Source organism: Leuconostoc sp. DB-1 (assembly GCF_013414845.1).
Classification (GTDB): Bacteria; Bacillota; Bacilli; order Lactobacillales; family Lactobacillaceae; genus Leuconostoc; species Leuconostoc mesenteroides.
Window position 1 is genome coordinate 1161446 of sequence record NZ_JABFNJ010000001.1, and the last position, 13742, is coordinate 1175187.

Genomic DNA, 13742 nt, shown 5'->3' on the forward strand with positions numbered 1-13742 from the left:
AACACCTTATTCCCCTTCTTCATCAACAATTCTAAGCAAATATTGACCGTAATCATTCTTTTTCAATGGTTGTGCCAACTTTTCTAATTGCGCAATATCAATATACCCCATACGGTAAGCAATTTCTTCTAATGAAGCAACTTTTAAGTTTTGTTGTTTTTGAATCGTTGCAATGAAGGAAGAAGCTTCGAGAAGTGAATCGTGTGTCCCAGTGTCAAGCCAAGCATAGCCACGTCCCATGACTTGAACATCCAAATCGCCACGCTCTAAGTAAGCTTGATTAATATCAGAAATTTCAATTTCACCACGCTCTGACGGTTTAACGTTAGCCGCGATTTCCACGACATCATTGTCATAGAAATAAAGACCGGTTACGGCGTAATTGGACTTTGGTTGTTTTGGTTTCTCAACAATGGACAAAGCTTTACCATCCTTGTCAAATTCAACCACACCAAATCGTTCCGGATCCTTAACTTGATAACCGAACACTGTAGCACCAGATGTTTTCAGAGCAGCTTCTTGTAACTTCTCTGATAACCCTGCGCCATAGAAAATATTGTCACCTAGCACCAGAGCCACAGCGTCATCACCGATAAAGTCAGCGCCAACAATGAACGCATCAGCCAAACCCCGAGGCTCTTCTTGAATCGCATATTCGATATTCAGACCAATTTCATGACCATTACCAAATAGTTCTTCAAAGCGTCCAACGTATTCAGGCGTTGAAATTAGTAAAATATCCTTAATACCAGCTAACATCAGAACAGACAATGGATAATAAATCATTGGCTTGTCATAAATTGGTACCAACTGCTTACTTGTTGCCTTAGTAATTGGATAAAGTCTCGTGCCAGAGCCTCCAGCTAGGATAATGCCTTTCATTTTTCTCTCCTTATATATGCTAGCGCATTTTACATCAAAGAATGGTGTTGATTAACTTAGTTCGAACCAAACGTCTTTTCTTTCTTTAGAAAGTCAACTGGAATTGCACATATTTGTCCATGGATTGACAGTTTTTTCACGGTCTCACCATTAATGCATTGTATATTCTGCGCTAATGATTTCTCGCCTGAAAACAATTCTGTCTCTAAGTTCGATAATTCCTCATCGTTCATACCATACTTAATTCCCAGAACCATCCATCTTGATTCTTGGCGAACTTCGCTAATACTTTGTGAATCCATACGCTCATTGATGATTTTTCTCAAACCAGCAATTAGCGTTCCTCTCTCTTGTTCATTTTTCTGAAGCTTAATAATCTCTAACACAGTTGTATATGAGCTATTAAATAGTCGGCCAATATACATTGCCTTGAGCTTAGATTGCTGTGCCAAAGACCAATTAGGAGACGCCTCAATAATATTGTATACCTCTGATAAAATGTTGAGGTATTTCCAAGGTTCATTGTAGGTATAACTTGAACTCTTGCCGAGATTACCAAAGTCTTCTCGTTGGTTCCAATAATAGTAATCTTTATCTGCTAAGATGGAAATCTTTCTCGAAACAGAGTAGGCTTTCATGTTGAAAACTTGATCTTCTTCGACTGGAATATAACTACTGTCAGGGAACCTAACATCATATTGATTTAACATCGCCCGTCGATACATCTTATGTGGTGCTAACGTACTGAGAATATGATCCGTTATAATGCTCGCGTCTTTAATATTCGTGTCGTTCTTAAAGGGAACCTGTGTGCCATTGTACATTTTGCCTTCGGCGTATTTGCCAATAATGACATCAGAATCATCGCCAGCAAATTCAACAAAAGTCAACAAGGTGTCATCCGCCAAATTGTCGTCTTGATCCATCAGCATGATGAATGTCCCACGTGCTTTTGCTATTCCATGATTTCTTGGAATACTGGGATAACCATGATTCTGATCTTCGATGATTATTCGCAAGTGCTTAAGTTGACTCGCATATTCCTGAATAATATCTAATGGCTTGGTACTCTTGTCGTCAACAATAATTACCTCAAAATCATCTTGATTCATTGTCTGTCTGACCAGAGAGTCGAGCGCTTTTCGAATATAATTTCCAGCATTGTAGTGTGCTATAACAACTGATACTTTAAATTCATCTTGATTCATTCTCAGTCTCTCCCAAATTTTGAAATTGCCGACAAGTAAGTCAATTAATATTTAGCCATATACTTCAGCAAACAGACGATTATTATATCTAATAAATCAAAATATTATTCAACAAAATAATATTTACGATACTGAAATTTTTTTACAGTTGGAATATATAACAAATTACAATTCACCAAAATATTTGCTGTACTTTCATTTTAACTGTTATTCTCTATATTTAAAGTATAGCTATTAAGTAACCTACAGACTATTACATATGGATTACAAAAAAGAATATTCACTGACATTCACAAGTGCAACATTTATCACGTAAAGTAGCTCTCCATTTTTCTTACCCCACAAAAATTCAATCAATTAGTTTTCAAGTTATCAAGTATAAGACTAAAATACGAAATAGCTTAAGATGGAAAAGAGTCTTTTTGCAAACATATTTGTAATCTAAATGCACGAACACATGTACCCCATATGTTAATAAGAGTCACAAATTATCTGTCTCTAATTAAAGTAATTATCTTGATACTCAGTCAAAATAAGTTTTCACTTTATTAGACACTACTATTTTTACTGCTCTCCAACTTTTTTTAAGCAATACGCATGTGCCTAAAATACCTACTACATATACTGCACCAATTAGTGTGTTAACTGTAATATTCAGTATCAAGTTAGTAGAACTAAAATTAATTTTAGTTATAAGTATATACATACTAAACCCAAATATATTACACAGAATGTACCTGTTTACTATCTTCCATATGTTAGTTCTCATTTTATCATTTCTAGCTTTAATAACAATATTTATGCAGGACCATAATGTACCCAAAGCTGGAGCAACTACTATAATGTAACTATGAAGAACAAATGAACCAATAATTAAAGTAATTAAATTAAAAACCACAGTTTGAATGGAATTGATCATTGGCTTTTTAGTATTTCCCAAAGAATAGTATAAGCGATAATGATAATCTCTAATAACAGTAAATGGCAGCGCAATCCCTAAGATTAAACTAAAGTTGTATACTATTTCAGCATTTGATAATGTAAACTTGCCTCGGACAAACAATAGCTGTACCAAATCATGCCCAACGGCAATGTATCCCCATACCAGTATAATAACAATCAAATTTGTCACAGTGATATAATTGACCATCTTTTTTAAACCTATACCCAAATTTTCTCGAATTTCACGAACCAGTCGTGGATATATCATGTTCACCAAATTAAGTATAAATAATGATTGAAATATCCCCATAATTTGGTTAGTATTCGATAATAATGTGATATAACCTTGTCCAAAAGTTCCCGCAAAGTAGTTTGAAATCAATATTTGCACCTGAAAAATAGCAGAACTCAAAAAAATCGGCACGGTTCTCTTTAACATTTCTTTCAGTTTGTCATCAAAAATCACACTAAAAGTTGGAGCATAGTTGGAATTCACTCTATTTTGAATTTTATTCAAAATTATCGTTTCCATCACATACGATATGGCTGTAATTACAGACAAGACTATAATGTTACTTTTATGAACAAATAATAAATAAATTACAGGGAGACTTGCTGGAATTAAATCCATAAATCTGGGTATTATGTAGTGTCCCTCATTTTGGAAAAAAGCCACTGAGAAGGAAGCTTGAATTCTAAATTGTTGACTAATCAAAAGTAGAAGTGTTATTAGAACAAATAAAACTTGTACCTCAGAACTAAATTGCGGAGCTACGATATTTCTACCCAATGCCAAAAATATGAATAGCACTACACTTAACGTTATAGATATTCCTGTTATAGTAGTGAGATAACTTGTTATATACTTTTTCTTGATCTTGTCATCGTTATCAGAATTTAATTCAGGAATTATTATAGTTGTTATAGCAGAACTTATTATTGAAAAAATAGAGATTGTAAACACATTAGCCAAATAAAAAGCATCTAATGTGAAATACGCTCCAAAATCTCTTGCAAGCAATAGACTCCGAATGAGGCCAAAAAGTTGTATTCCCAGAGAAATCATAATTACTGCAGGAAAACTAAAAGTTATTTTCTTCATTACATAATCCTTTGAATTTTTTTCTCAAGTCTACTCATTTAAAAATCAATTTGTTTCATAAAGCCATCTAGAAATTGAAATTGATTTTCTGCATCTCTGCCAATCAATTTAGCTGCGTTTTCACTCAGATAAATAAAATTTTCAGAATTTATATCACTATTAACAAATTCCTTTATTGACAACCATTTTTTTTCTTTGTAAATATCTTGAATTAAATTCATCATCTTATCACTATATGCTATAGGTAAAACTTTGCAACCAAATAAGAGACCTAAAACACAAGCATGAAATCTGGATGCAATCACTTTTTCTGAATCTGCTATAAGTTTAAGAGCAGATTCAATATCGTGGAAATATTCAAAAGTCTTGACATGGTTATTATTACCTAGTCGTGAATAAATTCTATTAATAACATCGGTATCTCCCTCATACTTACAAAACGACATTAAGATGACATCGTACCCTTCTTGAGTAAGTTTATTTATAGTAGTAATTATTTTGCTCTCATATTTGTCTTGTAAATTGAAACTAGTATCTTTGTTCTTTGAATCATTGTCAACAACAGAGATTACCACCTGCTTCTTTTTGTTCTGACGTTTGTATTCACTAGTTGACAGTCCAAATATAACATCGCTTGCTTTAGTCATATTTTTTTCTGCAAAAAGATTATAAGAATAACTGTCCCGAAAAGAAATACCATCCACACTATCAAAAAGTTCTTTATACTTTTCTTCATATTCCTGATCATAAAATGGACCAAAATTGCTGCCAATTATAAAGTATTTACTATATTGATTTCGAGCATAGTTCCTTTGTTTTAACCTATATTGCCATCTTTTATCTTGCATAAATATTGATCCACCTATTTCAAGAAAATTTTTAGCAAGTAGAGGGCCAAGAATGTCCTGTAATTGTAACATTCCCATTTTTCTCATCAATTTGTTTACTATTCTAAACAGAAAGTTATTGTATATGATTGTTAAATTATTGTATTGTTTAAACTGTTCACTATTTTTCTTGTCCAAAAATGTATAAAATTTCACATGTGGATATCTTTCACAAACTATTTTTAGAAATAAATCATCGCCTAAGTTACTTTTCCAATATCCCGAAACAAAACATTTAATCATTGTGATTCCTCCAAGGTATCATTGATAAAACAAACAAACAAAAAATTAATTTGATTTTTGACTTATAATCACTTACCTTAAAAAGGGTATTAAAATTAAATAAGTGGTACTTAATAAGCTCTGTTTTGATCCTAGCTAAATTTTTTATTTTTAAAACTATCAAAATATCTTTGGAGAACAATGTAGTCTTGGTTTCCCCGAAGAAACAGTTAACTCTCTTCTGCAGTATTACTTCCTGTCTTCTAATATTCAACACATTACATAGATGTTCATACTCATTAATTACTCTTAACCTTTGTCGCATGCGTCCTAAACTAACTGTATTGATAGCAGATCCGGGACGTTCAAATGAATAATAATAATACTTTTCCTTAACTAATGAAATATCACGCACATTTTGTAAACAATAATAATTAAAGACGGCATCCTCTCCTACTGACATATCCGGAAAATCAGCCCCTATTTCACTTAAGAAACTGTTGCTATATACTTTGTTCCATAAAGAATTTATATCAACACTATTTTCAATTAAGCCGAAATTCGTAACAAACTCAGCCCTATTCAAATAAGATGTTTCGTAAGGAATCTTGTCTATTTTCCTCCCACTTCTAACACTATCCATCTCATACCCAAAAAAGATAATATCGGGATTAAACTTATCAATTTGACTAACCATATCTAGCAAAAGATTTTTATCAATATAATCATCTGCATCAATAAAATAAACATAGTCACCAAGTGCCATGGACAATGCTATATTTCTTGCTGTCGACACACCTTTATTAGCTTGGTGTATATACTTTATCCTTTTGTCTTTTTTTAAGTAGCTGTCAATAGTTTCATGACTTCCATCTGTTGAACCGTCATTGATAATAATAAACTCAATGTCTTTGAAAGATTGGTTTAATACAGACAGTATACTTCTGTCTAGATACTTTTTAACATTATAAACAGGCATTATGACTGAGAACTTCAAAATATATTGTCTCCTTAATTAAAAATCGATGTATACGGAAATGTATCACCTATGTTGGATAAAATGAATAGCCTGTAAAACAGTAATAAGTAAAGCAAAACAATTATTACAATAAATAGTATTCTATAACCCCAATTATTTATTTTTCTTATTAGATAGGGAAGTGAAATTATTTGGACCGCCATAAATAGATACATCAATCTCTCATAGTTAGGAATTACGCTGGATAGAACTGTGATAAACGTTGCAATATACTGAATGAAAACATATCTATTCAGTATACTATCACTTTTCGAAGTTACCAATACTAGTAGGAAAAGCACATAAATTACTAAATTAATAATTAAAAACGCCCATCCATTTTTATTCGTATCTAAAATACTACCAAAATACTGCGAATACTTCCCAATGTGGTTAACCAAGATAATCAAAACACTTCGTACTACATCTTTCATGGTCCACACAACCCCGAGTAATATTAATGAAATTGCAGCGTGCACTTTGATATTCCTTACAAAGAAATATGCTAAATATATAACAGCACTTGTATGGAAAAAACAAGCAATAATAATCAAAATAATATACTTCTTTTTATTGCTGTCGATAAACTGTACAGCATACAAAAAAATTGCCATAACTATTGCTTGTCTCATTATATTTAGAGAATAATTAAAAAAACCTGTTCCCCATAATGCAATAATGCTTACAGATATGCTCTCTCTATTTTTTAAAATGGCTTCTGCAACAAAATATAAAATAATTAAATGAGTTACTGCAAAAATTATTTGGTAATTTCCAAGAAGAGCACCTAATCTTATTACAATTCTATATAATGGCTCGATACCGACATTCCAATTATTCAGAACACCAGGAATTTTTTCAGTTAAATAAACGGTATAGTCGGTACCAACATTCATTCTCAGTGAAGCCAATAGTAGTGGTGGGATAAAAAGAATTGATAAATTAATTCTTTTTACGCTATTTTTAGCTTCCAAGTTATTTGTGAAAAAAAATGCATCAAATAGCATACTTACTACAAGCATATAAACAAAAACGTATAAATATATCATGTAAAATTACCTATCGCATTTCTATAAAATGTGCATAGAAAGTATCGTCTTTATTTGTGTCAATATTTTTGTATGATAGTTTATTAATTGATACTCTGTCACAGATATTCTCAAATTCTTCTCGACAATATGTGTCATTCAAGCGAGAAAGAAGTATATGAGAGACACCACTGTCATACTTTGGAATAGCATCATAATATAATTTATTTTTATCTAATACAAGTTGCAAAAAGAAATGGAATAAAAAATAATCCAAAAGTTTATCATTTTTTTTCCAATATTCGCGAAGCAAGTCTCTAGTTCTCGTTAATATAGGATTATTTTTTTTGCAACTTATAAACCAACTGGACATAATGATTGCATTCCCATCACCACCTGGTTTTAACTTCTGAAAAAAGAATAAATCACTGTTATCAACGACTTTTTCAAATAAATAATCCTTGTGAGAAACGAACACTGTCGCATCTATCCAGATGCCTCCATGTTTCGTGAGCAACTCAGCCCGTAGAATATCAGAAAAATGTGTATCTGTTATTTTCCTGTCATGCCATTTGTTAACCATGTAATCCGGGATTTCCACGTAGTTTGCTATATTATTTTTGGTAACTAATATTACTTCTCGCTCTGTAAAAGACTCTACTATTGACTCAACACACACTTTTACAATATCAGGTGCTTGTTCGATCCCTTGAAACCAACATATCCAAACATAATTAGACTTTTGCTGAATATTATTTTCGATAATTGGATTATTTATAATACCTTTGTATCTCTTATATAATAATTTTTTAACTTTCAATTGCTGTCCAAGTCTGACCAACTCAAGTCCTTGTTTACTGCTGCCATTTATTAAAAAAGAAAGGAATATATACCACAAAGTGTGCGTACGTATATATCCTCGGATCAATGCTCCTTTACCAAATTTTCTGATTGCTTTTTTTAACTCACTCATAGATTACCTCAAATCCAACTGAACAAACAGCATATTTTAATTTGTGAAATTACATACTAAATTTGACACTTTGTTACATTTTTTCATACTTCATGTAAAATTAACCTTCACTGCCTTGCTTCGTATTGTATGCTTTTTAATTATTATAAAATAACTTCATAGATGAATTTGTAACTGTATTTTCATTTCTAAAAAAGTTTCAACACAAAACTAGTGCAAGTTAGTTAGTTAGTTAGTTAGTTAGTTAGTTAATTAAAAATGATTACTATTCTCAAGTATAATTGGCCTTTGATATAATCCTAAGTAACAAAGATTGAATGAGGCATTCAGTTACTATTCTTTGTCTTCAAAAACTAAATATAAAAATTTGCAGTAGTTTATATTTACATATCCCCTACATAATAGCAATTTCCATCTCTTTCAAAGTCCACAGTTTTAAATATACTCGGATACGAGATGATATCTTGGAAGTAAAATTTTTTTAAAATTGAGCATAACCGTGTTTTACTCACAATATCTGTCTGTAATGATAAAAAACATACACCAAGAAGTTAGCATTAATTATATACAGACAAGAATATTTTATACTTCCTGGTCTACCATCTAATTTTTTAACTATTACATATTCGACAACATACTCAAAATATGTCGTATTAATTTAAATACTGATGTACGATTAATAGCTGCGCGATAACAAAAAAATTTTCTATCTATTTTTTATCAAATGTTCTATTGTTCTTTTTAAGGTCTGCTTTTATCTGTGTTGTTGATATTTCTGGTGTTCGTTTTAAATATAAAACATTTGTATTGGTCTGATCAGATATAAAATCGAACTTTCCCTGCCAATCGTCCCCCATAACTAACATATCAATATCATAAGTAGACACATCTGTAATTTTTTGATCCCAAGACTCTTCAGGGATAACAAGATCAACATATCTTATGGCTTCTAATAATTGCTTACGTTTTTCAAAGCTAAAGTATGTTTTCTTTTGCTTTGAGTTCCAATTAAACTCATCAGTTGACAAAGCCACTACCAAATAATCACCCATTTCGCGAGCACGCTTCAACAAATTAATATGTCCATAATGCAACATATCAAATGTGCCATAAGTTATGATTCTTTTCATTTTCGCTTCTCCATTATTATCTCAAAATGTTGTTTTTCTTTAATTTGTTCTATGGTTGGCAACTCCATATAGTTACCATACATATGTTTCAAGTAACCGTCATAGTTTTCAGGCCCATATACATTGAAATCGGCAAATCGATATTGCGATCGGCTGCCAATAAATGATTTATCAAATATTTCTTTCTTCCTGTAGGCACCCATAAGTGAACCAACATACAAACTGTCCGCATAATTCTGTCTTCTTAACAACTTATCAATGTGGTTATAAATTTTATTTTTATTTAACCATTTTTCAGTGTTAAGAAATCCCATGATAGATATAAATTTTTTCTCTAAGTGGCCCCTGCTCCGGTGCTGATCAATGTTATTAAAATTAGCCAACGAAGCTAACATACGGTAAAATAACACTTTGTTAATAAACAATTTCCGTAACAAAATATTGTTTGGCGTACCATCGATTGGGAACAAATCCAGTGATGCAAAAGTGGCCGCTGTATCTCTTCCACGTAATTCTCTAACCTTTACCCTTTTATCGTAAACTCTCGTGATGTAGTATTTATAATTAGAATCCGATTGGAAATTTTTGGCCATATAATGATCTGTTAGCCACTCGTCTTTATGATCCATAAATTTTTCATAATCGGGTCGTGGTACACCTATATCCAAATCGTCATCCCATGGAATAAAACCCTTATGCCGAACTGCGCCCAATAAAGATCCGGCGATTAAAAAATAACGAATATCATGTTTATCAAATATATCAACTATGTCTCTTAACATTTCCGTATCAATTTTTTGTAGCTGACTCAAACTCTCCGAAGGGTGAAATTCCATTGTTTAAAAACTGCCTCTCATATAAATTAATTATCTTTTCCCATGTATATTCATTGAAAATAATTTTTTTGGCTTTCTCATCATTCTCTGTTAATTGTTTAACAGAATATTGATCTGCCATGTTTATGCCGTTTGATAATTGCCCATCTTCTTTTGTCCAATAAATAGCGGCATCATGGGCAACATCTCGATTAAAACCAACATCAACAAGTAAATTAAGCTGTGTACTCGACAATGATTCCAAAAGGCTAGGGTTTGTTCCGCCGACTTCGTGTCCATGAATATAAGCAAATGCATTTTCTCGAATGTAGCGAAGTAATGGTTGGTCATACACCGTACCAACAAACTTGATACGCTCATCTTGATTAAAGGCGGTTGTTTGTAGTAACTTCTGATAGAACTTATTTTTTTCAACGTTAGTGACAATCGCCAAATCTCTTTGAGAATCAGACTTCATAAATTCACGAATCATTGTTTCATAATTATTCTCTGGTACAAAACGACCAACAATTAAATAATAATTATTTTCTTGTATGTTTTTTTCATGAAACCAGTTTTCAACAGTGGCATCATTTCTGCTCAACGACGAAGGCGTAGTATCGGTACCATAAGCTATGAAAGTTGTAGCAGGTTTGAATGCACCATACTCATCTTGAATATATTCTTCTATTTTACGATTATCACACACCACTAAATCAGCATGTTTAACCATGCCTTTTTCAGATACTTTCCAATACTTTCTAACTGGTAGCGGCCATTTAGCGCGTTTCCATTCGTGTCCGTCTGGATTAATTAAATATGTACCGCCAAGCGCGTGAATTTGCTTGACATACTTCCCCATGAAAGGTCCAATGCGTGCCGCTAAAATATAAAATATTGGAGCCTCCGCTTCAATATCTTTAGCATTTTTAATTGCCCACTGGAGTGCTTTTATATCGTATGCTATCGCTTGTGCTGGACCAATGTTAGGAACATCAATTGAAAAAATCTCCGCACCATTGTATTCAAAGACATCGTTTTCTTGACTTAGCTCGGTATTATCTCGGCGAGAAGCTACATGATATTTAATGTCAGGTGATTTTTGGCCCGCAGTTAATTTCTCAACAAACGTTTCATAGCCACCATATCTAGCCGGTATGCCTTTAGAACCAATAATATAAATATGCTGCATTTTAATAAGCTCCATTCTTTTCGCTTGGGAATATCAATAGAACTGTTTTACACAAAATCACAATATCTCCCCAAAGACTTCGATTAGCAATATACTTTAAATCCAAGTCAATCATCGTATCAAAATCGACATTGCTTCGACCATTGACCTGCCATAACCCAGTAATACCTGGCTTAACATTAAGCCTAAGCATTGCCCGTTTGGGATAATTTTCAACTTCTTCCCGAAGTGCTGGACGTGGGCCGACCAAAGACATATCCCCTTTTAATACGTTCCAAAATTGAGGTAATTCATCCAACGAATGTCTACGAATGAATTTTCCTATCTTTGTTACTCGTGGATCTTCCTTCATTTTAAACATACCATCCACGTCACTTTGTTCTAGCAAGTTCTGACGGATTTCCTCCGCATTAGTGATCATTGAACGGATTTTCCACATCATGAATGGTTTACCACATTTGCCAATTCGTTCTTGCTTAAAAAAAATGGGGCCACCATCCTTTTTAACTTGAATAGCAATCAAAATAACAGGGACTACTGAAACAAGTAATCCAAGCAATGACCCAATGATATCCAATATTCGAATTAATATATTTTGAACTCTCAATCTATTCTCTCCTCCACCCTATAACTAACTTAAGTTACTTAGTCTTGGTTTCCCCATAACTATAGCCGTAGCCATAGCCATAACCATAACCAGCACTCCCTTTCTTCTTACGACTCTGATCGTTATAAATAAATCCAAGTACTGGTGCTTCAGCAATTTTTAAAATTTCGTGTGTTCGCTGTAAAGCACCCTTAGTCGTTTTACCACCATTAACAACAATGGCCACACCGTCCATTTTTGACATCAACACTTGTGCATCCGTGACCATCAAGAATGGCGGAACATCAAAAATAATCATATCGTAGTGTGTTTTTAGCTGAGTAATTAAGTTCGTCATACGACCTGATCCCAAGAGCTCCGCTGGGTTAGGTGGTATTGGTCCTGAAGGCATGACGTTAAGGTTGTCCATGGACGTGCGGTGAATAATTGATCCAACCTCTTTCTCTGAATCACCAAGATAATTCGTTAACCCGCTGGCATTTTTATTTAATCCAAATGTCACAGCCACCGTAGGACGGCGTAGGTCAGAATCAACTAATAATACTTTTTTTCCTTGTTGTGCATAGGCAACAGCTAGGTTAGCAGTCACTGTTGACTTACCTTCCGAAGGTAATGCTGAAGAAATCAATAAAGTTTTGATTTCACCTTTCGCTACTGAGGCGAATTCGATATTCGTACGTAAGGTACGGAATTGCTCTGACACAGGATTTTTTGGTTCTGCTGCGGTAATTAAGCGAGCGCCTTTGGTCATTGTCTCAACAGACAGACCATCTTTACCAACAGCTCGTCCTTTATTAAAAAAACTCATTCTGCTCTCCTAATCTCTTTAATCGCGATCCAAGCGACTCAAACGTGACCGTGGTGTTTTATGACTCTCTGGTTTAGCAATCTCCACCTTTGGTGACATACTGAAGTGCTTAATTGGCTTAACATGACCAATAATACCAAGATTCGTCATGCCAAATGCTTCTGAAATCTCATCCGGTGACTTAATCGTTGTGTCAGATAATTCCTTAACAAGCATATACAAGAATGTTAATCCACCAAGTACAACAAAACCAGCCAAAGTAAACAGCTTAACATTTGGTGCAACCGGTTGTTTATTAGCTTTCGCTGCATCAACAATCGAGACGTTATTAATTTTCATAAAGCCACCAATTTTATCTTTAAACACATCGGCAACCTCATTAGCCACATCAGCAGCTAGCTTAGAATCCTTTGATTTAACGTCAATTGAAAATACTTGCGAATTTTGCTGGCTACTGATTGAAATCATGCTTTTTAGTTCTTCAACATTTAGATTGTATTTTGTCTTCGTTGAAGGTTTTGTAATTCTCTTTTTTGCTGGTGTTACTAGGCGTTGTGTACCATCAGCGAGTGTTTTGTACTCGGCATCTTGGGCTTCTTGTACAACAATCGGTTCTGGATTTTTTAATTCTTTTGATACTGCTCCTAGAACATTGCTAGAAATAATCAAATTCTTATATGTATTAATCAGCTGCACGTCGGCCTGTTGATCAGACAAGTTAGCAGTTGCGGTACTCGTGTCATCAGCAGATCGGTTAACCAACATACTTGTTGATGCACTATAGGTAGGTGCAATGACAAACTTAGCAATGCCAAACCCAGCAGCTGCACCAATGATTGCCATCACAACAATTGAAAAGAAGTGTTTTCGAATAATCTGCCATAATTGACGTAGTTCAAGAACATTATTCATAGTTCATTAATCTCTC

Annotated in this window: 13 protein-coding genes; all 13 read right to left on the minus strand. The window is 33.4% G+C overall.

Going from position 1 to position 13742, the window contains the following annotated elements; all coding sequences use genetic code 11:
• Nucleotides 1-6 precede the first annotated feature (6 nt).
• The 13 genes from rfbA to HFP47_RS05715 all read right to left on the minus strand — a co-directional run bounded on the left by rfbA (nucleotide 7) and on the right by HFP47_RS05715 (nucleotide 13726).
• Entirely contained in the window at nucleotides 7-882 is an 876-nt protein-coding gene (rfbA, locus tag HFP47_RS05655) for a glucose-1-phosphate thymidylyltransferase RfbA (protein ID WP_014947522.1), read from the minus strand.
• A gap of 56 nt (nucleotides 883-938) precedes the next feature.
• Nucleotides 939-2090, minus strand: a complete 1152-nt coding sequence (locus tag HFP47_RS05660; RefSeq protein WP_179876193.1) for a glycosyltransferase family 2 protein — start codon at nucleotides 2088-2090, stop codon at nucleotides 939-941.
• A 523-nt stretch (nucleotides 2091-2613) separates the two neighbouring features.
• A complete protein-coding gene (locus HFP47_RS05665) occupies nucleotides 2614-4134 on the minus strand; it encodes a lipid II flippase MurJ (protein ID WP_179876194.1) in 1521 nt (506 codons plus the stop codon).
• Between the two features lie 38 nt (nucleotides 4135-4172).
• The gene (locus tag HFP47_RS05670; RefSeq protein ID WP_014947519.1) at nucleotides 4173-5264 is read right to left on the minus strand and encodes a polysaccharide pyruvyl transferase family protein; all 1092 of its coding nucleotides are present in this window, start codon (nucleotides 5262-5264) and stop codon (nucleotides 4173-4175) included.
• Nucleotides 5257-6240, minus strand: coding sequence for a glycosyltransferase family 2 protein (locus HFP47_RS05675; protein ID WP_014947518.1), 984 nt, complete (start codon nucleotides 6238-6240; stop codon nucleotides 5257-5259). The genes HFP47_RS05670 and HFP47_RS05675 overlap by 8 nt, the downstream gene beginning before the upstream one ends.
• A gap of 14 nt (nucleotides 6241-6254) precedes the next feature.
• Nucleotides 6255-7268, minus strand: coding sequence for an EpsG family protein (locus tag HFP47_RS05680; RefSeq protein WP_174249272.1), 1014 nt, complete (start codon nucleotides 7266-7268; stop codon nucleotides 6255-6257).
• 52 nt (nucleotides 7269-7320) lie between these two features.
• On the minus strand, nucleotides 7321-8262 hold the full coding sequence (locus HFP47_RS05685; RefSeq protein WP_179876195.1) for a capsular polysaccharide synthesis protein: 942 nt from the start codon (nucleotides 8260-8262) through the stop codon (nucleotides 7321-7323).
• A 710-nt stretch (nucleotides 8263-8972) separates the two neighbouring features.
• Complete coding sequence (gene tagD / locus HFP47_RS05690; RefSeq protein WP_014947515.1) at nucleotides 8973-9392, minus strand: glycerol-3-phosphate cytidylyltransferase; 420 nt, start codon at nucleotides 9390-9392, stop codon at nucleotides 8973-8975.
• On the minus strand, nucleotides 9389-10228 hold the full coding sequence (locus HFP47_RS05695; protein WP_179876196.1) for a phosphorylcholine transferase LicD: 840 nt from the start codon (nucleotides 10226-10228) through the stop codon (nucleotides 9389-9391). The genes tagD and HFP47_RS05695 overlap by 4 nt, the downstream gene beginning before the upstream one ends.
• Complete coding sequence (gene cps2T / locus HFP47_RS05700; RefSeq protein WP_179876197.1) at nucleotides 10182-11399, minus strand: beta 1-4 rhamnosyltransferase Cps2T; 1218 nt, start codon at nucleotides 11397-11399, stop codon at nucleotides 10182-10184. Before cps2T ends, HFP47_RS05695 begins: the two co-directional genes overlap by 47 nt.
• 1 nt (nucleotide 11400) lies before the next feature.
• Nucleotides 11401-12006: a sugar transferase gene (locus HFP47_RS05705; RefSeq protein WP_014324943.1), complete on the minus strand. Its 606-nt coding sequence runs from the start codon at nucleotides 12004-12006 to the stop codon at nucleotides 11401-11403.
• Between the two features lie 34 nt (nucleotides 12007-12040).
• On the minus strand, nucleotides 12041-12814 hold the full coding sequence (locus HFP47_RS05710) for a CpsD/CapB family tyrosine-protein kinase (protein ID WP_179876198.1): 774 nt from the start codon (nucleotides 12812-12814) through the stop codon (nucleotides 12041-12043).
• 18 nt (nucleotides 12815-12832) lie between these two features.
• The gene (locus HFP47_RS05715) at nucleotides 12833-13726 is read right to left on the minus strand and encodes a YveK family protein (protein ID WP_179876199.1); all 894 of its coding nucleotides are present in this window, start codon (nucleotides 13724-13726) and stop codon (nucleotides 12833-12835) included.
• Between the last annotated feature and the right edge of the window lie 16 nt (nucleotides 13727-13742).

Excerpts from the sequence above, each read along its gene's own strand:
- HFP47_RS05670 (WP_014947519.1), bottom strand. The coding sequence starts at position 5,264 with ATGATTAAATGTTTTGTTTCGGGATATTGGAAAAGTAACTTAGGCGAT.
- cps2T (WP_179876197.1), bottom strand. The coding sequence starts at position 11,399 with ATGCAGCATATTTATATTATTGGTTCTAAAGGCATACCGGCTAGATAT.
- HFP47_RS05695 (WP_179876196.1), bottom strand. The coding sequence starts at position 10,228 with ATGGAATTTCACCCTTCGGAGAGTTTGAGTCAGCTACAAAAAATTGAT.
- tagD (WP_014947515.1), bottom strand. The coding sequence starts at position 9,392 with ATGAAAAGAATCATAACTTATGGCACATTTGATATGTTGCATTATGGA.
- HFP47_RS05660 (WP_179876193.1), bottom strand. The coding sequence starts at position 2,090 with ATGAATCAAGATGAATTTAAAGTATCAGTTGTTATAGCACACTACAAT.
- HFP47_RS05710 (WP_179876198.1), bottom strand. The coding sequence starts at position 12,814 with ATGAGTTTTTTTAATAAAGGACGAGCTGTTGGTAAAGATGGTCTGTCT.
- HFP47_RS05715 (WP_179876199.1), bottom strand. The coding sequence starts at position 13,726 with ATGAATAATGTTCTTGAACTACGTCAATTATGGCAGATTATTCGAAAA.
- HFP47_RS05680 (WP_174249272.1), bottom strand. The coding sequence starts at position 7,268 with ATGCTATTTGATGCATTTTTTTTCACAAATAACTTGGAAGCTAAAAAT.
- HFP47_RS05685 (WP_179876195.1), bottom strand. The coding sequence starts at position 8,262 with ATGAGTGAGTTAAAAAAAGCAATCAGAAAATTTGGTAAAGGAGCATTG.
- rfbA (WP_014947522.1), bottom strand. The coding sequence starts at position 882 with ATGAAAGGCATTATCCTAGCTGGAGGCTCTGGCACGAGACTTTATCCA.
- HFP47_RS05665 (WP_179876194.1), bottom strand. The coding sequence starts at position 4,134 with ATGAAGAAAATAACTTTTAGTTTTCCTGCAGTAATTATGATTTCTCTG.